This window comes from Oceanobacillus senegalensis (assembly GCF_900176885.1).
GTDB lineage: Bacteria > Bacillota > Bacilli > Bacillales > Amphibacillaceae > Oceanobacillus > Oceanobacillus senegalensis.
On the sequence record NZ_LT839648.1, the window covers coordinates 1,842,686 to 1,866,550 of the forward strand.

The following is a 23,865-nucleotide window of genomic DNA, read 5'->3' on the forward strand; positions in this document are numbered from 1 at the left end:
AGATTGCTTGCGCTTAAAATCTATTTCCCTCTAAATTTGCTACAGATTGAATGTTCGTACCACCTGACGAACAAACGTCATCTATTCATAGAAAATTGGAATGTGGACCTTACAAAAAAGTTGTATTCGTTAATAAGGAAATAAACTGAGCAACTTGTGGAAGATTTTGGACTCCTTCCTGGTAACATAGCCAAGTATCCCTAGTTACAACTTTACCATTTAATTTTAAAGGAACATTTGGGTATTCATCCTTCATCCTATCTGAAACACTTTCAGGCAATACGGCCATCCCGATTCCTTGTTTCATAAATTGCTTACAAGTCTCAATTTGATCCACCGTCATCATTTTCAAAGCTTTGATTTTATCCTGATGATGAAACAACCAATTTTCGACCTGTTCATTCATACTATCATCGCTTTTGAACGAAATTAATGGTCGTTCCTTTAATTTATTTTTTGGAAACTTTTCTGTATCAAAAATATATAACGGATCAGCAAATAAGCGAATACAATTGCCATCCTTAAGTGGTTCCCCACGAATAATGCTGACATGATAATTTTTGTAATCGCGTTGTATATCTTCACTAATTCCAGTTACAAGATCAATGGTAACCTTGGGATAGCTTGCTGTATACTCTCCAAGAATCGCCGGTAAAAATCGTTGACTAATTAAAGAGGAACAAGCAATGGATAACGTTCCTTGAATTTCAGTACTTGACTTAGCAAGTAAATTTTTTAACTCCTTTTCTTGTTCGACTATTCTCCTTGCGTAATCTAAAATAATTTCTCCACTCGGGGTCGGGATCAGCTGCTTCGTAGTCCGAATAAATATCTGTTCCCCAAAATACTCCTCCATATATTTTAACCTTTGTGTCACAGCAGGTTGAGAAATTAGAATAATCTTCGCTGTACCACGAATCGTTCCAATTTCATGCAACTTTAAAAGTAACGCATAATCCTCTATTTTCATAATTATTTTCCTCTCATGGTTTAAAAGAGACGGTTCTCTCGTAACAATATTATCATAGGATTGTTTCCTATTGTTCATTTTAGACTTTAGTCTTACCATCTGCTTCATCTTCATGGTTCTTTCAAATACGTATTAAAAACTATACGAAAAGTGCCAAGAATAAAGAAAAACACCGTAGAATCCATCCTCTACAGTGCCTCCAACTCTTTAAAGCTCATTTCTCCATTCTAGAAGTTCGTTTTTCTCTTGTTCATTTAATTCGCCATCTTCCACTAGTGCATCTACTAATTTATCAAAATTAGTAATTGTTTCATATGGTAGTTTTTCCTCTGCAAATTGATTAGCAGCTTTCTCCAGTCCATAGGTAAAAATAGCATATATACCTAATACGTCTGCACCAGCTTGTCTTAATGCATTTGCTGATTCGATTGAGGAACCACCAGTGGAAATTAGGTCTTCAATAACAAGTACTTTCTGGCCTTCCGATATTTCTCCTTCGATTTGATTTCCTTTTCCATGACCTTTTGGTTTGGAACGCACATAAACCATAGGGAGGTTTAATCTATCTGCAAGCCATGCTGCATGTGGAATCCCTGCTGTAGCACATCCCGCAATCACATCTGGTTTTATTACCATCTTCTCCATTTTCTCAGCAAATGCTTCTACTATTTTCCTACGAATTGCTGGATAAGACATCGTTAGGCGATTGTCACAATATATCGGTGACTTAATCCCTGATGTCCATGTGAAATATTGTTTTGCATTAATTTGTACTGCCTTTATTTTTAATAAATCTCGCACGATTTCATTCGTCACCGTCATTAGTTGCTACACTCCTTTAATGCTGTATCATAAGCTTTCCTTGGGTTTTCTGCTTTTGTAATGCTTCTACCAATAACTACAATATCCGAACCGTTTTCCTTGGCAAATTTCGGTGTTGCGACCCTTTTTTGATCATGATGCTCTGAATTATCCAGTCGGATACCAGGAGTTACCGTTAGAAAATCGGAGCCACATGCCTCTTTTATTGCAGTAGCTTCATGAACGGAACAAACAACGCCATCCGCTCCATTATCTTTCGCAAATCCAGCAAAATGTACTGCATTATCTTGTACACTACCTGGAATAAATAATTCGTTGTTTAATGTTTCCTGTTCCAAGGAAGTTAGAATGGTAACAGCGATTAATTTCGTTGGATGATCACTACTATTAAGGCCCTCTTTTGCTGCTTGAATCATACCACTACCACCCAATGCATGAACATTAACGATGTCTACCCCAAGATTTGCAAGATTTCTCATCGCGCGCATCACCGTCGTTGGGATATCATGTAACTTCAAATCAAGAAAAATAGGGTGATCGTGAACCTTTAGTTTTTCAATAACGCGTGGCCCTTCTCGATAAAAAAGTTCCATTCCAACTTTTACTGGAACACCCCGTAGATCATGTTCCATAAGAAATTGCTCTGTTTCATTCCAGCTTGGAAAATCTAGTGCAACATAGATAGGATTATTTTTCATGATAGACCGCCTTTCCGATTGCATCCTGAACAGATCCAAATCCATATTTTTCTAATGTATGAGGCAATTCATCAATGATTTCTGGGCAGCAAAATGGATTCGTGAAATTTTGTGTACCAACTGCAACCGCACTTGCACCTGCAAGCAAGAATTCTAGTACATCTTCTGCATTTTGAATTCCGCCCATTCCAATAATTGGAACTGATACATGCTGACTTACTTCATAAATCATTCGAATTGCTACCGGTTTGATGGCAGGCCCAGACATTCCACCTGTTTTGTTGGCAAGTAATGGTTGTTTGGATGGTAGATGAATCTGCATTCCCGTTATGGTGTTAATCATTGATATACCATCCGCCCCTGCTCCCTCCACTGCTTTTGCCATGGATACAATATCAGATACATTGGGAGAGAGCTTCACATAAACTGGTAGATTACTAGCTTTCTTTACTCTCTCTGTAACCATAGCCGCCATATTTGGATCGGTACCAAATTGGATGCCTCCTTCTTTCACATTAGGGCAAGAAATATTTAATTCTAACGCATGAACATCCTTTGTATGGTTAAAATACTGAGCAACATACTCATACTCCTCTGCGGTACTACCTGCAACATTCGCAATAATGGATGTATCATAGTTGGCAAGAAATGGCACTTCATGTTCAATGATTTTTTCTACTCCTGGGTTTTGTAAACCAATAGCATTTAACATCCCAGAATCTGTTTCTGCCACTCTTGGGGTAGGGTTACCATAGCGCTCCCTACCTGTAGCTGCTTTCATAATGACAGCACCTAACTTACTTAAATCATAGAATTGACTATATTCTCTTCCAAATCCAAAGCATCCAGAGGCAGGCATAATTGGATTTTTTAAATTTAGTCCAGGTAATTGAACTTCTAAATTAGTCATAAAACTACCTCCATGGCATTAAATACAGGTCCATCACAACATATCTTTTTATAGCCTTTTTCAGTCTTCGTAGGCAATACACAAGCAAAACAAGCACCAACACCACAACCCATACGTTCTTCCAGAGAAATGGAACCAGGTTTTCCCTTAAGTTCACTTGTCACTGCTTTTAACATGGGAGCTGGTCCACAGGAATAATAATGGTCAAAATCCCCAACTTGATTCAATACATTTGTAACAAAACCTTTCTTTCCATATGACCCATCATCTGTGACAATAATAGTCTTACCTAACTCCTGGAACTTTTCTTCATAAAAAACATGTTCCCTTGATTGAAAACCTAACACAGAGACAACATTGACATTACGCTCTTTATACTCTTTTCCAAGGGCATACATCGGAGGGACACCAATCCCTCCTCCAATTAGCAAAACTGTTGTACCCTCCTGTAAATCAGTGTTAAATCCATTCCCATTAGGCCCAAGAACATCTAATGTCGTACCAGAACTGACGGTACTTAATTGTTCTGTACCAGAGCCAAGTTTCTTAAAAAGTATCGTGATTGTTTTATTTTCTTGATCAATATCAGCGATCGAAATAGGTCTTCTTAATGTACGACCTTCAAGTAAAATATGAATAAATTGACCTGGAACAGCATTTTCACTAATATATTTATTTTCTAGAATCACTTCTGTCGTATCTTTCGCAATTTGCTGCGATGATAACACACGCATTTCTACCTTTTTTATCATAAGACCACAGCCTCTTTACTTGTCATCGGTTTGGCACTGAATGTTGTAGAATCAATAACATTTAAAATGGCATTTGCCGTATCTAAATTCGTTAAACATGCGATTCCATGTTCAACTGCTTCCCTGCGAATTAAGAATCCATCTGAGCGAGGCTTCTTACCAGAATTCAATGTATTTACGACAAAATGAACATTTCCGCTTTCGATTGTGGAAAGAACATTTGGTTCCTCTGATCCTACTTTTTCTACTTTCACAACTGGTATTCCGAGCTGCTCAACATAATCTGCTGTTCCTTGTGTAGCAAACAACTCAAATCCAAGGTGATGGAATCTTTCAGCAATTATCCCAATCTCGGGTTTGTCCTTATCTGCAACGGTTAACAGAACTCCCCCTTCTTGTGGAATCTTAATTCCAGATGCAATTAAACCTTTGTATAGAGCTTTTTCCAATGTCTTGTCATAACCGATAGCTTCCCCAGTAGATTTCATCTCAGGTCCAAGAATTGTATCTACACTGCGCAACTTTTCAAAAGAAAATACTGGGATTTTTACAGACACTAGATCTTCCTCTGGTAAGATACCTGTTTCATAACCTAAATCAGCTAATTTTGTTCCTAGGATGCTTTGCGTTGCTATATTTGCCATTGTTACACCAGTGATTTTACTTAAAAACGGGATAGTTCTACTGGCTCTTGGATTTACTTCTAAAATATAAACATCTTCATCGCGAATAATAAATTGAATATTGATAAGTCCCTTTACTTGAAGAGCTTCTGAAATCTTCTGTGCAGCATCCATACACTTTTGTTTTACAGATTCACTAAGTCTTTGTGGAGGATAGACTGCCATGGAATCCCCAGAGTGAACACCAGCACGTTCGATATGTTCCATAATACCTGGAACAATCGTAGTTTCCCCATCACTTATTGCATCCACTTCCACTTCAATACCTGTAATATACTTATCAATCAGAATAGGATGATCTGGGTCAATATTGTCTGATTTTGCTAGATACGTATGGAGTTCCTCATCACTATAGACAATCTCCATCTTACTTCCGCCTATTACATACGATGGCCTGACTAATACGGGATATCCAATCATATTTGCCGTTTCGATTGCTTGATTTAATTTCCGTACGGCCTTACCTTTCGGGCGTAGTAAATCAAGTTCATCAAGTAGTTCTTCAAATTTATCTCGATCCTCAGCGCGATCAATGGATTCCAGTGATGTTCCTAGAATTTTAACCCCTCTACGCTCAAGGCCTGCTGCAAGATTGATAGCTGTCTGTCCACCAAATTGGACAATAACTCCTTCAGGCTTCTCTAAATTGACAACGTGCATGACATCTTCTAATGTTAGTGGTTCAAAATACAGCTTGTCAGAAATACTGAAGTCAGTTGAAACCGTCTCTGGATTATTATTCATGATGATGGCTTCATAACCCATTTCCTTAATAGCAAGCACCGAATGAACCGTTGCATAATCAAATTCAATTCCTTGGCCAATTCGAATCGGTCCAGAACCTAGTACTAGAATTTTTTTATGCTCAGATACGATTGATTCATTTTCATCTTCAAAGGTGCTATAAAAATATGGTGTTTCTGATTCAAATTCTGCCGCGCATGTATCTACCATTTTATAAACTGGAGTGATTGCTTCTTGCATACGATAAGCATATATCTCTTCAACAGAAACGTTCCATAATCTAGCAATCTGGGAATCAGAAATCCCTAATTCTTTAGCCTTTCTCATAACTTCTGCAGAAAATGGCTGTTTTGCAATTTCATTTTCTAGATAGACTAATCCTTGAATCTTATTTAAAAAGAATCGATCAATCTTAGTGATATCAAAGATTTCATCCACTGTCATTCCACGACGAAATGCCTCTGCTAATACAAAAATCCTCTCATCATCTGCTATTTTCAGACGTTCCATCAATATTTCTTTTTCCTCGTTATCCAGGGCTTTTAACCAAAGATCCTCCGTACCACTTTCAAGTGAGCGAATTCCTTTAAGTAGGGATTCCTCAAAATTTCGGCCAATCGCCATTACCTCTCCTGTTGCTTTCATTTGTGTTCCTAGTTTTCTATCACCCATTGTAAATTTATCAAATGGAAAACGTGGTAATTTAGAAACCACATAATCTAAGGAAGGTTCAAACATCGCATATGTTTTCCCTGTAATTGGATTAACGATTTCATCCAAGGTATAGCCTACTGCTATTTTTGCTGCAACCTTTGCAATGGGATATCCGGTTGCTTTGGACGCTAGTGCTGACGATCTACTTACCCTTGGATTTACTTCAATAATATAGTAATCAAAACTATTTGGGTCTAATGCAAGCTGAACATTACATCCCCCCTCAATTTCAAGTGCACGAATAATCTTTAAGGATGCATTTCTTAAGAGATGGTATTCTCTGTCACTTAACGTTTGTGAGGGTGCAACAACAATAGAATCCCCTGTATGGATACCTACTGGATCGACGTTTTCCATATTACATACAACAATGGCCTGATCATTTTTATCACGTATCACTTCGTACTCAATTTCTTTATACCCTGCAATATTTTTCTCAATCAAACATTGATTTACAGGTGAAAGGGAAAGACCATTTCTTGTGATTTCTCTCAATTCTTCTTCGTTATAGCACATTCCTCCACCTGTTCCACCAAGTGTATATGCTGGTCTTACAATTAACGGATAGCCTATTTCCTGAGCAAAATGAAGAGATTCATCCACCGAGTGTACAATCTGACTTTCTGGAACTGGTTCATTTAATTCTTGCATCAATGAACGAAATCTCTCACGGTCCTCTGCCTTTTGAATTGCTTCTAATGAGGAACCTAGCAGTTCAACATTGTATTTTTCTAAAACTCCCGCTTCTTCTAGAGCCATCGCTAGGTTTAAACCAGTTTGTCCGCCCAATGTAGGTAGTAAAGCATCAGGCTGTTCGGTACGAATAATCTTCGTTAGAAAATCCATGGTCAACGGTTCCATATATACTTTATCCGCTACAGTATTATCAGTCATGATGGTTGCCGGATTAGAATTTGCTAAAATAACCGTATAGCCTTCTTCTTTCAAAGATTGGCATGCTTGTGTTCCAGAATAATCAAACTCAGCAGCCTGCCCAATAACAATTGGACCAGATCCAATGACTAGAATTTTTTCGATGGATGTATTTTTAGGCATTTACTTCAACCTCTTTCTTCGTTTGATTTTCTTTCATCATGTTTAAAAATTCATTAAATAAGTAGTTCGTATCTTCTGGTCCAGGTGATGCTTCTGGATGATATTGAACAGAAAATGCAGGATATTTTGAATGGCGAACACCTTCTACTGTATTATCATTTAAAGCCACTTGCGTTAATTCTAATCCAGTTCCTTTTAAGGATTCTTTTCTTACTACATAGCTGTGGTTTTGTGCTGTTAGGAATGTCTTATTTAACATTAAGTCTTTGACTGGGTGCCCCGCTCCTCTATGACCAAACTTCAGCTTTTCCGTATCTGCTCCATTCGCTAATGCTAATAGCTGATGGCCAAGAGAGATTCCAAAGATAGGGATATTTCCACTAATCTGTTTAATCATTTCAATCGCTTCTGGTACATCTTTTGGATTTCCAGGTCCATTTGTTAACATGATTCCATCTGGTTTTAACCGTAAAATATTTTCCGCACTATAGTTATATGGAACAACGGTAATATGGCAATCCCTTTTAGTTAACTCTCGTAATATACCATGCTTAGCACCAAAATCTACCATGACAATTCTCATTCCACGCCCTGGAACTACATATGGCTTAATCGTAGAAGTTCGTTTAACCTGATCTGTTGGAAATACTGTTGCTTGTAATTTTACAACAACATTTTCAGCAGTTTGATTTACATCCGTAATCATAGCCTTCATCGTTCCATTATTACGAATAATTTTAGTTAATTTACGTGTATCAATTCCTGAAATACCAGGGATATCATGTACTTTTAAATAGTGATCCAAGCTCTCTTCACTGCGAAAATTAGAAGGTTGTGAGCTTACTTCCTTTGCAACCAAACCATGAATAAAAGGGGTTACCGTTTCAAAATCATCGCGATTAATTCCATAATTTCCAATAAGCGGATAGGTCATCGTTACTATTTGACCACAATTGGATGGATTCGTAATAACCTCTTGATAACCTGTCATTCCTGTATTAAAAACAATTTCTCCTGATTGGGAGCGTTCACTACCAAATGATTCCCCAATAAAAACTGTTCCATCCTCTAATACTAATTGTCTTTTAGCCATGTATATCCTCCTCATCGATGTATACAGGTTTTCCTTCTACTATCGTTAACACTGGGCAAGCACTGACCTTCCAATTATGGAATGGTGTATTTTTTCCTTTTGAATAAAAACTGTCCTTATTAATCGTTACTTCTTTATCTAAGTTAACAACTGTAATATCTGCTAATTTATCTTCTTCTAAATTTCCATATGGCAAGTTAAATACGTTAGCAGGCTTAATCGTTAACCATCCAACAAGCTGTTCTAATGTGACTTTTTCTGTTTTTACTAGATTCGTATATAACAAGCTAAATGCTGTTTCAAGTCCTACAATACCAAAAGGTGCTTCAAGCATTCCCTTTGCTTTTTCCTCTTCGGCATGTGGAGCATGGTCTGTTGCAATGAAATCAATGGTCCCATCCATTAATCCTTCTAGTAGTGCCTCTTGATCCTCTTTTGAACGTAGAGGTGGGTTCATTTTAAAATTAGTAGAAGTTTCGCTGATGTCTTCTTCATTTAACAATAAGTGATGTGGTGTGACCTCTGCTGTAACCGGAATCCCCGCTTTTTTAGCATCACGAATAACTCGAACCGATTCCTTTGTACTCACATGACATACATGGTAATGGCAACCTGTCGCTTCAGAAAGCAATACGTCCCTGGCAATTTGAACCGATTCACTTATAGAAGGAATTCCTGGTAAATCAAATTTCTCACTCACTTTCCCATCATGTACAACCCCGCCATACACTATCGAATTATCCTCACAGTGCGCCACAATCGAAGCACCTTTAGCTTTTGCCCGTTTCATCGCCCTTAGCATGGAATTAGCTGTCTGTATACCAACACCATCATCTGTAAAAGCAAATACTCCCATTTCAGCAAGTTCTTCAATATTGGTTAATTCTTCCCCTTTAAGACCTTTCGTTATGGATGCATATGGTAAAACACGTACTTGAGCATCCTTATTAATTTTTTCAAATAAGGCATCTACGGATTCTTTACTATCTGGAACAGGATTTGTGTTAGGCATCGCACACACCGTTGTAAACCCTCCTCGAGCAGCAGCTTTCGTTCCTGTAAGGATGGTTTCCTTATGTTCACCACCTGGTTCCCTTAAGTGAATATGGACATCAATAAATCCTGGTAAAATGAGGTTTCCTTTTAAATCTATTACATTATCTACTTCATCTTTTATTACGGAATTAATTTCCTTAATATATTTATCCTCGATTAGCACTTCACAAGCTTCTAGTTTATTTGACGGCAGCAAACGTTTTGCGTTCTTTAAAATTGTTTTCATTTAAAATCCCCCAGTCTTCAAGTAATTGCATCATAATTGCCATTCTGATATACACTCCATTAGACATCTGCCTGAATATTCTTGATTTTGAACATTCTACTAAGTCTGAGTCAATTTCAACACCACGATTTACTGGTGCCGGATGCATAATAATAGCATTTTTTTTCATTTGTTTTTCTCTAGCTTTCGTTAACCCATATTGTTCTAAATAATTCATTGTTTCTGTATGTTGTTGATGCCTTTCATACTGAATTCGTAATAACATCAAAACATCACAATTTTGTACAGCCTCATCAATCGATATATAAGGCACTTCCAAGTCATCATCTTCAAACCCAGATGCTGCACACAGACATACCTCTGCACCTAATCTTTGAAGTGCTGATACATTGGATCTTGCAACTCGACTATGTTTGATGTCACCAACAATAGCTACTTTTATTCCTTGAAATCCGCCAAACTCTTGAAAAATGGTTAATAAATCTAACATACATTGGGTAGGATGCTCAGCCTTTCCCGCTCCAGCATTAATTATTGGTATGGAGAGCTTATTTTCCAACTGATAGAACCAATCATCCGCTTCATGCCGAATAACCAGCATATTTGCTCCAATTGATTCAAATGTTTTAGCTGTATCATATAAACTTTCACCTTTTAATACACTGGACGTTTCAGAATGAAAGTCTAAAACCTCTAATCCTAACTTTCTCTGTCCTACCGTAAAACTTGTTTTTGTTCGCGTGCTAGGTTCAAAAAAAAGATTCGCCACAAATAACTGGTGATCCACTTGGAAATCCTTCAAACGATAATATTCAGCTTTCTTTAAAACGCTATATATTTCTTTATTTGATAATTGGTCAACCGAAATAAAGTTTCTCATAGCTCCTCCTTCAAAATCTTTTTATCGTCTATTTTTAGGCATTAAAAAACCTCTTTGCATAAAAGGTTGCAAAGAGGTATACGTGTAGTATATATTTGTGGCTACACGCTCCTTAAACAACCTTTTAAATCTCTCGGGATTTAATTAAAAGTTGATGATATGATTCACTTTTCGTATATAGAAACAGAATCATCTTTATCTGTTTCATCTAAATGAACAACAATAATCTCCTTATCAGAAGTTGGAATATTCTTTCCAACATAATCTGCTCGAATTGGCAGTTCTCGATGTCCTCTATCAACTAGTACACCTAATTGTATACGTGAAGGTCTGCCAACATCCATTACAGCATCTAATGCTGCACGAACAGTTCTGCCAGTATATAAAACATCATCCACAAGAATAACTTTCTTACCTTTTAATTCAACATGGATAGTCGCTGACTTTATTTCAGGATCCTTAGATTCTGTCACTTTTTCTAAGTCATCACGGTAAAGAGTGATATCTAATTCTCCGACAGGAACCTCAATAGATTCAATTTGTTTAATTTTCTCTTGTAATCGATTTGCTAACGGTACACCTCTTGTTTTAATACCAACCAGAATAAGGTCTTCTCCACCTTTATTCTTTTCTAATATTTCGTGTGCCATTCTTGTCAAAGCTCGATTTATTGCAGCTGAATCTAGGATTTCTGTCTTTTTCTTCATCTATAGTGCACTCCTAACTGTCTGTCAAAATCAGTATGATACTAAAAACCCCTTCTTCCATGAGAAAAAGGGGTTTTTAGTATATCTTCACATATACATCCGATTCCTTTTTAGCCTCACGGGACTATTATTAAAAGGGCTTTATTTAACTAGAACTATTATTTCAAATAATACACGTTGTGTCAATACATTTTTTCAATATAATGAAGAACTTCCTTAAATTCTTTAGGTGGCTCTACTTCAAATTCCATCCATTCATTTTTTTTAGGATGGATAAATCCTAATTGTTTTGCATGTAGAACCTGTCCATTTGTATCAATCGTTTTCCTCGGACCATATTTGGGATCACCAACAAGCGGATAACCAATATATTTCATATGGACACGTATTTGGTGGGTCCTACCTGTTTCTAGCTGACATTCAATATGTGTATAATCTGAAAAAGCTTTTAGAACTCGAAAATGTGTAATGGCATGTTTCCCCTGATCAACCACACCCATTTTTTGTCTATCTTTCGTATCCCTCCCAATCGGGGCGTCAATCATACCTGTCTCATGCGGTATTTCACCATGAACAACCGCTTCATATTTACGTTTCATTTCTTTAGCTGCTAGCTGTTCAGACAATTGTGTATGCGTATAATCATTCTTTGCCACTACTAATAAACCACTTGTATCCTTATCGATTCGGTGTACGATACCAGGACGTTCTATCCCATTAATGCCAGACAAATCGTTGCAATGATATAGTAGTGCATTCACTAAAGTACCACTTCCATGTCCTGCAGATGGATGAACAACCATTCCTTTAGGCTTGTTAACAACTAATAAGTCGCTGTCCTCATACGCAATTTCCAATGGGATATTTTCCGGTGTTAATTCAAGTGGTTCCGTTTCCGGAATTTCCCACTCAATGATATCCCCACTTTGACATTTGTAGTTTGATTTTATATCCTCTCCGTTAACCTTAACATGGTTCTTAGATATCCATGTTTGAATTTGTGAACGAGAGTTTTCTGTATTTAGGTCAGATAATATTTTATCAATTCTTTTCTTAGCTTGCTCTTCTGTTACAATATGACTAAAAGAACTCATGATTTATTTTTTCCTTTCTGTACTTCGTCTAGAATAGTTGCTAAAATAACGAATATCACCCCAACTGTTAAAGCTGAATCCGCTATGTTAAAGATTGGAAAATTATAAGTAACTATGTAAAAATCAAAAAAGTCGACTACTTCTTGTCGAAATAAACGATCAATAAAATTACCAATTGCCCCTCCTAATATTAAGCCTAACCCTAATGCCAGCCATTTATCACTTTTAGCATATTTCTGCATGTAATAAATAACACCGATAACCACAATAACTGTTACCACATAGAAGAAGCCCATCTGACCTTGTAATATCCCCCATGCAGCACCTTGATTTCTGTGAGATGTTAAATAGAAAAATCCATCTATTATAGGTAAGCTTTCTCCAATTTCCATTGAAGTGACAACTATCCATTTGGTCCATTGATCAATTCCAATAATAATAAGAGCGATGATATAATACCAAAACATCTATTTTCCCCCGATTCTTCATTTCCTTATCATTGAACTTCCTATTCTAATATATAGGGATTATGTCTTTTTCATCTTATATGTTAAATTGATTATTTTCAAGAAGAAAAGCGGACAACGATACCTTCCTTGGCCTATTCTCGATGATTACTCTCCATTCTATTAAGAAGCTGTGATATATAAGATTGAGTGTATGACACACTTTACATTTTATACGCAGTAAAATATTCCTACAGAAATACACTTGCCGGTTTGGTGTAATACAAACATATATCCTATTTCCCACAGCAAAAAAGCACCCCAACCTTGTTGATTGGAGTGCTAGTTTATTTAGGTTTTATGCACAAGTTATTGAGCACTATAGTTTTCTTTTACTATACTTGCGCAACGTGTGCACAATTCTGGGTGATCGTGATCCTCACCAACTGTTTCAGATGATACCCAGCAACGTTCACATTTTTCACCTGGATGATTTTCAACAGCTACATCAACATATCTGTATTCTTTTGCATCAACAAAGTTGTTTGTTACAACTGTCTCAGAAACAATTAACAATTGATGTAGATGTTCCATTGACTCTAATACTTCTTTTGTTTCAGCATCTTTCGGTACAATGGTAACTTTAGCTTCTAAAGATTTTCCAATTACTTTATTGTTTCTAGCCTCTTCTAGTGCTTTAAGTACATCATCACGAACTTTCATAAAGTGATTCCATTTATCCTCATTCAAGTTAATCATTTCTCTCGGTTCTGGCATATCTGTTAACTGTACACTTTCCGCTTCCACACCAGGAATAAATTCCCATATTTCGTCTGCTGTATGTGGAATAATTGGTGATAATAATTGAACCAATGTTGTTAGAATTTCATAATAACCTGTTTGTAGACTTCGGCGGCGTTTATTATCAGATGCTTCGATATATAGAATATCTTTCGCAAAATCCAAATAGAACGAACTTAAATCTACTGCACAGAAATTATGAATAGCGTGATAGATTGGTGAAAACTCGAACTTGTCATAGCTTTCACGAACTGTTTTAACTAGCTGTTGTAGTCGATGTAGCATAAATCGATCCACATCCTCTAGTTCAGCATCTGAAACACGGTCTGTCTTAGGATCAAAATCCGCTAAATTACCAAGCATAAAGCGGACCGTATTACGGATTTTACGGTAACTTTCCGAAATTTGTTTTAGAATATCATCTGAGATACGTACATCGGCTTGATAGTCTACAGAAGCTACCCAAAGACGTAAAATATCAGCTCCATATTGTTTTAAAACCTTAGATGGGAATACAACATTGCCTAATGATTTACTCATCTTGCGTCCGTCTCCATCTAAAACAAAACCATGACTGATAATATTCTTATAAGGTGCTTTTCCAGTTACTGCTACCGCAGTTGAAATAGATGAATTAAACCATCCACGATACTGGTCACTACCTTCTAGATAAACATCTGCAGGCCTTTGATGTCCCGCGCGTGTAAGTAGTACTGCCTGGTGAGATGACCCAGAATCAAACCATACATCCATGATATCTGCTTCTTTTGTAAATATACCATTTGGACTATGTTCGGATGTAAATCCTTCAGGAAGTAAATCCTTTGCTTCTCTTTCAAACCATACATTTGATCCATGTTCAGCGAAGAGATTGGAAACATGCTCAATTGTTTCATCGGTGATAATAGGTGTACCATCTTCCCCGTAAAATACTGGAATCGGAACTCCCCATGTACGTTGACGAGAAATACACCAATCCTCACGATCACGTACCATATTATATAGTCTAGTTTCACCCCAATTAGGGTACCAGTTGATTTCCTTAATTTCGTCTAAAATATCTTGACGGAAATCTTTGATGGATGCAAACCATTGTGATGTTGCACGGAAAATAGTTGGCTTTTTCGTACGCCAGTCATGAGGATAGGAGTGTGTGATAAATGATAGTTTTAACAACGCTCCGTTCTCTTCTAATTTCTCTGTTACTACTTTATTTCCATCATCATAGAATAAGCCCTCAAAACCAGGAGCTTCTTTTGTAAATACTCCTTTATCATCAAGTGGGGATAAAGCTTCTAAACCATAGGATTTCCCTACATAAAAGTCATCTTCCCCGTGTCCAGGTGCTGTATGAACACAGCCCGTACCTGCGTCTGTTGTAACATGTTCACCTAACATAACGATAGAATCACGGTCATAGAATGGATGCTTAGCAATTACTTTATCTATATCTTTTCCTTTAAAGGTCTTAACAACTTCTGGATGTTCCCAGCTTAATTCTTCAGCAACTGTTTCAAGTAATTCATGCGCTACAATGAAACGATCCTCTCCAACTTTTGCGACCACATATTCTAAATCTGGATGTACGCTAATACCTAAATTTGCGGGAATTGTCCAAGGTGTTGTCGTCCAGATAACGATTTTATCACCTTCATTTAATACCCCTTTACCGTCTGCTACATCGAAAGCCACATAGATGGAAGGAGAACGCTTATCATGGTATTCAATTTCTGCTTCAGCTAATGCAGATTCTGATGAAGGAGACCAATAAACAGGTTTTAAGCCTTTATAAATATAACCTTTCTTAGCCATTTCACCAAACACTTTAATTTGAGCTGCTTCGAAATCTTTCGTTAAAGTTAAATAAGGATTTTCCCAATCACCGCGCACGCCTAATTGCTTAAATTGTGTACGTTGACCGTCTACTTGACCTAATGCATATTCAGCACATTTTTGTCTAAATTCTGTAATACTCATTTTTTTACGGTCTACCTTTTTGTTTTTACTTAACGCTGTTTCAATTGGTAAACCATGTGTATCCCATCCTGGAATATATGGTGCGTGATATCCTGTCATTGATTTATGACGAACAATAATATCCTTTAAAATTTTATTTAATGCATGTCCGATATGAAGATTACCATTTGCATATGGGGGTCCATCATGCAAGACAAAAGATGGTCTGCCCTTTGTTCGATCCTGAACCTTTTCATAAATGTTGTTCTCATCCCAATGTTCTTGCCTTTTTGGTTCTTTATTTGGTAGATTTCCACGCATTTTAAACTTTGTTTTAGGCATTAATAGCGTGTCTTTGTATTCCATATTACTTCCTCCTTATGGTTAATGAATGATGTAAAGTAGTTTTCATCTCGTTTATATCATCGAATGGATTAACAAGCTTTTGAAATCTTTATATAAGTAAGTATGTAAAAAAGCCTTCTCAATTCCCCAGAAGGGACGAGAAGACTCGCGGTACCACCCTTATAAATTTAAAACACATGATTTTAAATCCACTTTAAATCCGTAACGAGGATGAATCGTCCACTATTACTTTATTTCACAGTAGATACTATGGAGTGATTTTCTAAAAGCATACTGCATCAGGCTCACACCATACCCTGATTCGCTTAAACAGTAATGTTCGCTTCTATACTGTCTCCATCAACGTATTTCGACTTATTTTATCCTTGTGTATGAATTATATGTAAAATCTTGCATTTCGTCAAGATTTAAGATTCATTTTCAATTAACTCCAGTTCATTACTCATATCCGTATCAAACAGATCTTCCCAATCATTGGTATCTATCATTTCTAATTGAGCTTCTACAAGCATTTTTAATCGCGTACGAAATACCTTCGCCTGTTTCTTTAAATCCTCGACTTCAATAGAGATACGACGGGACTTATTTAATGCTTCATTAATAATCCGGTCTGCATTCTTTTCAGCTTCCTTGATAATCAACTTCGATTCTTTTGTTGCACTGCTTTTCACTTCTTCCGCTGTTTCTTGTGCAACTAGAATAGATTTATTTAATGTTTCTTCAATATTCGTAAAGTGTCCTAGTTTCTCATCTAGTTGATCCAACTTTTCTTGCAGATTTTTCTTCTCTCTTATCACCATTTCATAATCTTTAATCACTTGATCTAAAAATTCGTTTACCTCATCTTCATCATAACCACGAAAACTTTTTGTAAACTCTTTATTATGAATATCCAACGGTGTTAATGGCACATTGGCCACCTCCTTATAAAATTATCGTCCCATAGTTACACAAATTATTATTAAATGTATTAATTCGACAAAAAATCATTGAATCCTGTATTTTTTTACAATTTTATTCGTGTATCATTAGAAAAAATTATTTTAAAATTGCCGTTGTAATTTTCCATTTTTCTTTTTTGGATTGTCCATTTATCGTGACTAATTTACTTCTTCCTTTTCCTCTTACAGAAAATAAGTCACCCTCCTGGACTTGAAATTTTGTATCCTCGACAATTTTATAATTCACCTTAACTAACTGCTTGTATATATATTTTGCAGCATCTTTCCTGGAAATATTATAAATCTCTTTAAGAACAGCATCCAACCGCAATGATGATACCGTTTGTTCAGATTCTATCCAGTTTTTTTCAATCTCTATCAGTTGACTTAAAGGAACCTCTCTGAAAGAAATAGACGCCTTTTTTATTGACGTAAGATTTAATTGGACAAATGGAGCTATTTCTCCCGTTGTTACAATTTGAATAATTCCGTTACCTACAAAAATATCGCCTAATTTTTTACGCTTGATTCCCAATGACAAAAAAGCACCCATAACATCACGATGCTCTATTTTAATAAACTTATCCTGATAAGTAGCTTGGAGCAAGCAAAGCATATATGTATCTTCTGTTATTTCTTCATACAGCGGGGCAATAACAGCACGTTCACGTTCACTGTACATTCCACCGCCATTAGTAGTTATCTTTAAATCGTCATGGTTTGTACCAACTAACATACGAACAATTTGCTGTTCTCTTGGATCTAAAAAATCAGTTAACTTCGGAACAAAAGTCCTTTCAACTTGTTCTTTCCATGAAAGGACTTGGTCTATAAATGGTTGTTCATCTTTTCGAAAATGCTGATAAATATCCATAATTTCTCCTAATTAAAATAAGAACATTCTAAAAAATTCTAGCAATCCAATTCTAGCAAGATATAATACGAATATAGCTACAATAGGTGATAAATCAATCATTCCTAATGGTGGTATAAATCTACGGAAGATTTCCAAGTAAGGCTCGACAATTCTTCCGAGCATTTCACCAAATGATGATTCACGTGCTCCGGGAAACCATGACATAAAAATATAAATAATAATTGCCCAACTATATAAATTAAGTGCTAGGCTTAAAATTGAATACAATTGACCCATATACTACTACCATCCTTTATTTAAATCATCTTCATTCATAAAGTTCTCGGTTATCGAACCAGAAACATCTATATTTTCTGGGGTGCAAAGAAATGTTTCAGCACCGAGCTTTTGTATATCTCCATTTACCGCATAAACCGTTCCACTAAGAAAATCCACGATCCGTTTAGCTTGATTCCTGTCAATTCGCTGGAGATTAATCACAACGGCTCTTTTATTTACTATGTTATCCGCTATCTCTTGCGCCTCACTGTACGTCCTTGGCTCACATAAAACAACTTTGGAGTTAGGTTGTTGAACACTTGTTAAACTAACAACATTATTCTTATGTTTCACCGTTTGAGTAGGTTGTTCAGGTATCTGGTCTTCCTCTACATATTCATACTCATATTCCTCGTCAATAAAGAAATTTTTAATCTTATTTTTAATACTCATTCATCTCACCTCATTAAATTATTTAGTAGCTCTTCTAATTCCCTACTAATTTAGAACCAATACGAATATGCGTTGCACCCTCTTCTATAGCAATAGAATAATCATTACTCATTCCCATTGATAAGTACTCACATGGTGCATGTTTATATTGCTTCTCTTTGATTTGATTTCTTAGGTGAGCTAAATCTTTAAAATTCTCTCTAATTCTTTCCTTATCATCAATATGTGGAGCCATAGTCATTAATCCAACAATATGGACATTCGGATATTGCTCCATCTCCTCAATGAACGGAATAACGTTCTCGGGAGCTAGTCCATGTTTTGATTCCTCTCCACTAACATTTACCTGAACAAAACAGTCCACAGGCTTCGAAGCCCGTTTATTAACCTCTTTCGCTAATGATTTTCTATCAAGTGAATGAAGAAAATCCACTTTATCAATAATATCTTTTACCTTACGTGACTGGAGTGTGCCAATAAAATGCCAGTTCACCTTTTCCCCTATAGCTTGATATTTTTCGAGAAATCCTTCATTACGATTTTCGCCAAGATTTTTAATTCCTGCTTCAATTGCCTCTTCTGCTCGTTCTATTGTAACATATTTCGATACTCCGATAACCGTTATTTCACTCATATTTCGATTACTTTTTTCACATGCCTCTTTAATGTTATTTTCAATATTTTTTAAATTTGTTACAACATCCATTATAGTTTATTCTCCTCCCTAGTATAATTAAGGTAAATATCCTAGGAACGCAAGCATTCTTCCTGTTTTTCCTTTATCTCTTCGGTGCGAGAAAAATAATGCATCGTCCTTGAATGTGCAATATTTTGTCACATCTATATTATGACGTAATATTCCAGAAAGTAAAAGGATTTCTACATTTAATTGTTTTAAATCTAACAAAAATCGATTATTTTCTTTTTGAATAATCGTTTTATCTTTGTATCGATGATCAATATGCTGTATAACATGAAGGTCCACTTCATACATATCTTGTGATATACAAGGCCCAATCACTACCTGAATATTATGAGCTTGAGCTCCTTTCTCAGTTAAGGATTGTACCATCTTTTCTGCCATCCCATTAACGGTACCCTTCCATCCGGCATGCGCGATCCCGATGTATTCTGTCACTGGATCAAAAAAATATAGTGGTACACAATCCGCAAAAAAGGCTGTACAAACTATTCCTTTTTTATTTGTAATTAACCCATCTATTCCTTTCAAGGAGGAATCAAGAGACGTAGCTCCCTTCCCTTTATCCTCCTCCGTAACATGATAAAGGTTTGTACCATGTACTTGTTCACCTGAAACCCAATTTTCAATACTAATTTGAAGTCTTTCAGCTAATCGTTCTCGGTTCTTTAGGACATCATCCAACCGATCCTGTACATGCAACCCCATATTTAACGAATGGAATGGAGAGCTACTATTACCCCCATTTCTAGTAGTAAATCCTGCTATTAATTTAGGATGTAATTGCTGCCATTTTTCGATATGTAAATAGGATGTATCGTTTTGACGAAAAATATCGCTCATTCGTAGTCCTCCTGCATCTATTTGTTTTATTTTATCATATATTGTGCTCTAATTCTTATTTATGTGTAGCTGATTGTGTTAGAAGTAAGGGACCCTTTGCCTCTCTAACTAAAATAACATCTGAACCAATTCGAACAATTTGATCCCAGCTAATAACTAATTCATCCGTTTTTGTGAATAAATTCCCTTTTTTATCTCTTACCAAAAGAATAAGCGCTTCAATCATTCCAGTATCAGGATTAATGTCTAAATCCGAGATATTCCCTAATCTGCGACCGTCCTCAATAAGAATAACATCCTTTAATTGCAATTCCGATAATGTAACCATGTTGTTCACCTACCTTACTAACACTATATGCAAGGATGTACAATAATTTCATATAGATTTTTGGAAAATACACACACAATTCATTTAGATTACTGTGCGCAGTAACTTCACCTGAAATCTGGAGCTTAAATACCGCTGCGGAAATACACTACGCTTTCCGTGGGAGCTGCTGAGCCTCCTCCGAGCTAATGCTCTCCGTAGTCTCACCTAGGCTTTTCATCCCACTGGAGTCTTCGTGTATTCCTTCGCTGGTTGGTGCTAACCATCACACACCTTCTATTTATGTCAAAAATTTATTCACATATTGAATTGTGAATTGGAATGGATTGCAGTTGCCTCCTTGAAAATACTATCCGATTTTCTAACGAATGTCATGCTCACGAAGCCTTCCTTGTCCTGTGAATAGCACGTCGATGTATTTACGTATCGGTATTATTATACTATCTTGATTTTTAGAGTTACTGCGTATCATCCTTCAACTATGTATAAATCTAAATTCTTTGTTTATATTTGGACAAAATAAAAAGGAAGGGGGAGTTTTTCCCTCTTCCTTGTACATATAATGCCTATAACATTTTGTTATGTTTTCAACCCTCAAACATTTGTTTATTCATTTGACTTATAGCTGCTTTCTCTAAGCGTGATACCTGGGCTTGTGAAATTCCAATTTCATCAGCTACTTCCATTTGTGTCTTACCTTGGAAAAAGCGTTTATTAAGTATCATCTTTTCTCTATCATTAAGCTTGTACATTCCTTCTTTTAAAGATAACTTATCTACCCACGAGGAATCCTTATCTTTATCATCACTAATTTGATCCATCACAAAAATCGGATCTCCACCGTCATTATAAATTGGCTCAAATAAGGATACGGGGTCCTGAATCGCATCCATTGCAAATACGATATCATGATGAGGAATTCCCATTTCTTCAGCAATTTCTGCTGGAGTTGGTTCTTTCGATGTCTTGTTAATTAATTTTTCTCTGACTTGTAATGCCTTATACGCAATATCTCGTAGTGATCTAGAAACTCTAATCGGGTTATTATCTCGGAGATATCTTCTAATTTCTCCTATAATCATCGGAACAGCATACGTGGAAAATCTTACATTATGTCCTAAGTCAAAATTATCAATGGATTTCATTAAACCTATGCAACCTACTTGGAACAGGTCATCTACATATTCGCCACGATTATTAAATCGTTGTATAACGCTTAGTACCAGTCGAAGATTCCCATTCACTAATTCTTCGCGCGCACTTATATCCCCTTCTTGCTGCATTCTAATGAATAATTCTTTCATTTCTTCATTGCTGAGTACTGGTAGCTTTGATGTATCAACACCACATATCTCAACTTTATGTCTAGTCATATGTTAACCCTCCCAGATGGTGATGCTGTTCATGGACAGTATCTCCTTCGGGGAGGGTTTTTATGCAATACTAGGTACTTGAAAAAAGTACCACAAGTTGTCTCAAGCCATATCTGATAAGGCTAAACCATTTTATTAAATTCTTTTTTTAATCGTCTTATAATCTTTTTTTCTAAACGAGAGATATAGGATTGAGAAATCCCCAACATATCAGCAACATCCTTTTGTGTTTTCTCCTCTTGTCCTATTAACCCAAACCTTAATTCCATAATCTGCTTTTCCCTATCATTTAGTTTGGATAGAGCTGCCTTTAATAGGCTCTTATCCACATCAGACTCAAGTCCCTTTGTTATTATATCATCATCCGTACCTAGTACATCAGACAATAACAATTCATTGCCATCCCAATCAATATTCAATGGCTCATCAAATGATACTTCGGACTTTAATTTATTATTTCTTCGTAAGTACATTAATATTTCATTTTCTATACACCTAGAGGCATAGGTAGCTAATTTTATCTTTTTCTCAGGATTAAAAGTATTTACTGCTTTGATTAGACCAATGGTACCAATACTTATCAAATCTTCAATATTTATACCTGTATTTTCAAATTTACGGGCAATATACACAACCAGACGTAAATTACGCTCAATTAATATCGATCTAGCCGTTTTATCTCCTTTTGGCAGCAATACTAATAATTCCTGTTCTTCCTGCTTAGTTAGTGGTGGCGGAAGTGCCTCACTCCCCCCAATATAGTAAATTTCATCTGATTTCAAACCCAATTTCATGAGTAATTTATACCACTTTAACCTGAGACGTAGACGCATTTTCCACAATTTCATTTTTCATCTCCCTTTCTATGCTGAATGGATTGTAGCTAATTGAATAATTTGTGGATGTAGTAAGCAATGATAGCTATTATCCTTGGTCAGTCCTGCAAACTGAATCCCTATTAAGAGCTTTCGGCTTTTAATGGTCTGTTCTCCATAATTCACAATTATATAATCCGGCCTAATGGCTAATAAGAACATACTACTTCCTTGTACTCCTTGATAGGGAACAACTTGGATAAAATTTTCCCACTCTTTTGGTAATCGTTCAATATCTAGACTATCATTTGCTATTTTTAAACATTGCCAATCTTCATCGGTAAACCATTGCTTTAGAAATATTTCATCACAAATAATGACAGGCTTTTTAGTTAACGGATCTACTAGCTGGTTACCACTATCAATGTAACCCGTTGTTGAGAATGCTTTATCTCTTATTTTAATGGTTACTGTATATAGCTGATTATAGCGAATTTTTTCTTTTGCATGCTTGTCCATACGGCTCTTCGTAAAAATCCAAACCAATGGAAATCCAATGATCACAAATAACCAACTTACAGGATCACCATATCCCTTATTGAAAGTAACCAACCCACTCGTTGTTACGGTGATTGGACTCGAAAAAAGAAAATGCAATGCGACTAGTCCACCCCCTATAGCAAAAGTAGTAAAATAGAATAATAAAAATAACTTCAAATATCGATAAATCGTTATAAAACCAAAAGAACTTAATATAATAAAAAGAGAATATAGTACTTTACCGGTAACACTAGAAAAAAATGAATCTGGATAAATTAGAGTAATGGGAACAATACAGGAAGCAAAAAATGCACCAATTGCTATCCTAATTATTTTTGTATGGTCTCTTGCTAAGGCTTTTGTTAATAAAAGAAGCATAAAGTCTAGGAAAAAGTTAAGAGCCCAGACGGCATCAAGATAAACTGTCATCCATACCTTTCCTCTCTCAAAAGGTACTATTTTTAAATGTTCCTAATGGTTTGTTTATATTTAATGTGAAGTATATCCAATATAAAAAGAAAAGTCTGTCATTTCTTGTATGCAGAAATAGGCTATTTTTAACTAGTTATTGAAAAGTTTGTCGGGATAAATTTATAAAAAAGGTTAGATGTGCTAGAGTGCAGCATATATCCATGTCGAAATATTAGATATAAATTCTTAAGGATGGAAAACCTTTTTGAAAGGCTGTTTTCTAAAAGATTGTTACTCTAGTCACATGCTATCCCTATTCAAAGGCGACAACTATCCGATTCAATCAATTATC

General features: G+C 36.1%; 23 protein-coding genes and 1 other annotated feature. All 23 genes read right to left on the reverse strand.

All coding sequences use genetic code 11. The features are described 5' to 3' along the window. Positions 1 to 109 precede the first annotated feature (109 nt). The 23 genes from CAO17_RS08750 to spoIIGA all read right to left on the reverse strand — a co-directional run bounded on the left by CAO17_RS08750 (position 110) and on the right by spoIIGA (position 23,531). Positions 110 to 970: a LysR family transcriptional regulator gene (locus CAO17_RS08750; RefSeq protein WP_085992445.1), complete on the reverse strand. Its 861-nt coding sequence runs from the start codon at positions 968 to 970 to the stop codon at positions 110 to 112. A gap of 207 nt (positions 971 to 1,177) precedes the next feature. Then, positions 1,178 to 1,792 (reverse strand): orotate phosphoribosyltransferase, encoded by a 615-nt coding sequence (gene pyrE / locus CAO17_RS08755; protein ID WP_085992446.1) that lies wholly within the window; start codon positions 1,790 to 1,792, stop codon positions 1,178 to 1,180. Then, entirely contained in the window at positions 1,792 to 2,490 is a 699-nt protein-coding gene (gene pyrF, locus CAO17_RS08760) for an orotidine-5'-phosphate decarboxylase (RefSeq protein ID WP_085992447.1), read from the reverse strand. Before pyrF ends, pyrE begins: the two co-directional genes overlap by 1 nt. Next, a complete protein-coding gene (locus CAO17_RS08765; protein WP_085992448.1) occupies positions 2,480 to 3,400 on the reverse strand; it encodes a dihydroorotate dehydrogenase in 921 nt (306 codons plus the stop codon). The genes pyrF and CAO17_RS08765 overlap by 11 nt, the downstream gene beginning before the upstream one ends. After that, a complete protein-coding gene (locus CAO17_RS08770; protein ID WP_085992449.1) occupies positions 3,397 to 4,152 on the reverse strand; it encodes a dihydroorotate dehydrogenase electron transfer subunit in 756 nt (251 codons plus the stop codon). Before CAO17_RS08770 ends, CAO17_RS08765 begins: the two co-directional genes overlap by 4 nt. Further along, entirely contained in the window at positions 4,149 to 7,349 is a 3,201-nt protein-coding gene (carB, locus tag CAO17_RS08775) for a carbamoyl-phosphate synthase large subunit (protein ID WP_085992450.1), read from the reverse strand. Before carB ends, CAO17_RS08770 begins: the two co-directional genes overlap by 4 nt. Beyond that, entirely contained in the window at positions 7,342 to 8,442 is a 1,101-nt protein-coding gene (locus tag CAO17_RS08780) for a carbamoyl phosphate synthase small subunit (RefSeq protein WP_085992451.1), read from the reverse strand. Before CAO17_RS08780 ends, carB begins: the two co-directional genes overlap by 8 nt. Next, positions 8,435 to 9,724 carry a dihydroorotase gene (locus CAO17_RS08785; protein WP_085992452.1) on the reverse strand — a complete coding sequence of 430 codons (1,290 nt, stop codon included), beginning with the start codon at positions 9,722 to 9,724 and terminating at the stop codon, positions 8,435 to 8,437. Before CAO17_RS08785 ends, CAO17_RS08780 begins: the two co-directional genes overlap by 8 nt. Next, positions 9,678 to 10,604 (reverse strand): aspartate carbamoyltransferase catalytic subunit, encoded by a 927-nt coding sequence (locus CAO17_RS08790; RefSeq protein WP_085992453.1) that lies wholly within the window; start codon positions 10,602 to 10,604, stop codon positions 9,678 to 9,680. The genes CAO17_RS08785 and CAO17_RS08790 overlap by 47 nt, the downstream gene beginning before the upstream one ends. Positions 10,605 to 10,768: 164 nt before the next feature. Further along, complete coding sequence (pyrR, locus tag CAO17_RS08795; RefSeq protein WP_085992454.1) at positions 10,769 to 11,311, reverse strand: bifunctional pyr operon transcriptional regulator/uracil phosphoribosyltransferase PyrR; 543 nt, start codon at positions 11,309 to 11,311, stop codon at positions 10,769 to 10,771. A 182-nt stretch (positions 11,312 to 11,493) separates the two neighbouring features. Continuing rightward, complete coding sequence (locus CAO17_RS08800) at positions 11,494 to 12,405, reverse strand: RluA family pseudouridine synthase (protein ID WP_085992455.1); 912 nt, start codon at positions 12,403 to 12,405, stop codon at positions 11,494 to 11,496. Further along, on the reverse strand, positions 12,402 to 12,872 hold the full coding sequence (gene lspA, locus CAO17_RS08805; RefSeq protein WP_085992456.1) for a signal peptidase II: 471 nt from the start codon (positions 12,870 to 12,872) through the stop codon (positions 12,402 to 12,404). The genes CAO17_RS08800 and lspA overlap by 4 nt, the downstream gene beginning before the upstream one ends. Positions 12,873 to 13,220: 348 nt before the next feature. Then, positions 13,221 to 15,974, reverse strand: a complete 2,754-nt coding sequence (gene ileS, locus CAO17_RS08810) for an isoleucine--tRNA ligase (RefSeq protein WP_085992457.1) — start codon at positions 15,972 to 15,974, stop codon at positions 13,221 to 13,223. A gap of 128 nt (positions 15,975 to 16,102) precedes the next feature. After that, positions 16,103 to 16,326: a binding site (T-box leader), on the reverse strand. A 55-nt stretch (positions 16,327 to 16,381) separates the two neighbouring features. After that, the gene (locus tag CAO17_RS08815; protein WP_085992458.1) at positions 16,382 to 16,885 is read right to left on the reverse strand and encodes a DivIVA domain-containing protein; all 504 of its coding nucleotides are present in this window, start codon (positions 16,883 to 16,885) and stop codon (positions 16,382 to 16,384) included. 127 nt (positions 16,886 to 17,012) lie between these two features. Beyond that, a complete protein-coding gene (locus CAO17_RS08820; RefSeq protein WP_085992459.1) occupies positions 17,013 to 17,789 on the reverse strand; it encodes a YlmH family RNA-binding protein in 777 nt (258 codons plus the stop codon). Positions 17,790 to 17,801: 12 nt separating this feature from the next. Further along, positions 17,802 to 18,068 (reverse strand): YggT family protein, encoded by a 267-nt coding sequence (locus CAO17_RS08825; protein WP_085992460.1) that lies wholly within the window; start codon positions 18,066 to 18,068, stop codon positions 17,802 to 17,804. A gap of 6 nt (positions 18,069 to 18,074) precedes the next feature. Beyond that, the gene (locus tag CAO17_RS08830; RefSeq protein ID WP_085992461.1) at positions 18,075 to 18,503 is read right to left on the reverse strand and encodes a cell division protein SepF; all 429 of its coding nucleotides are present in this window, start codon (positions 18,501 to 18,503) and stop codon (positions 18,075 to 18,077) included. Between the two features lie 34 nt (positions 18,504 to 18,537). After that, positions 18,538 to 19,209 carry a YggS family pyridoxal phosphate-dependent enzyme gene (locus CAO17_RS08835; protein WP_179151921.1) on the reverse strand — a complete coding sequence of 224 codons (672 nt, stop codon included), beginning with the start codon at positions 19,207 to 19,209 and terminating at the stop codon, positions 18,538 to 18,540. Between the two features lie 27 nt (positions 19,210 to 19,236). Further along, a complete protein-coding gene (gene pgeF, locus CAO17_RS08840) occupies positions 19,237 to 20,046 on the reverse strand; it encodes a peptidoglycan editing factor PgeF (RefSeq protein WP_085992463.1) in 810 nt (269 codons plus the stop codon). 55 nt (positions 20,047 to 20,101) lie between these two features. Then, positions 20,102 to 20,374 (reverse strand): YlmC/YmxH family sporulation protein, encoded by a 273-nt coding sequence (locus CAO17_RS08845; protein ID WP_085992464.1) that lies wholly within the window; start codon positions 20,372 to 20,374, stop codon positions 20,102 to 20,104. A gap of 587 nt (positions 20,375 to 20,961) precedes the next feature. Then, positions 20,962 to 21,747: an RNA polymerase sporulation sigma factor SigG gene (gene sigG, locus CAO17_RS08850; protein ID WP_085992465.1), complete on the reverse strand. Its 786-nt coding sequence runs from the start codon at positions 21,745 to 21,747 to the stop codon at positions 20,962 to 20,964. Positions 21,748 to 21,869: 122 nt separating this feature from the next. Then, a complete protein-coding gene (gene sigE, locus CAO17_RS08855; protein WP_085994444.1) occupies positions 21,870 to 22,589 on the reverse strand; it encodes an RNA polymerase sporulation sigma factor SigE in 720 nt (239 codons plus the stop codon). A gap of 21 nt (positions 22,590 to 22,610) precedes the next feature. Then, positions 22,611 to 23,531, reverse strand: a complete 921-nt coding sequence (gene spoIIGA, locus CAO17_RS08860; RefSeq protein WP_085992466.1) for a sigma-E processing peptidase SpoIIGA — start codon at positions 23,529 to 23,531, stop codon at positions 22,611 to 22,613. Positions 23,532 to 23,865 lie beyond the last annotated feature (334 nt).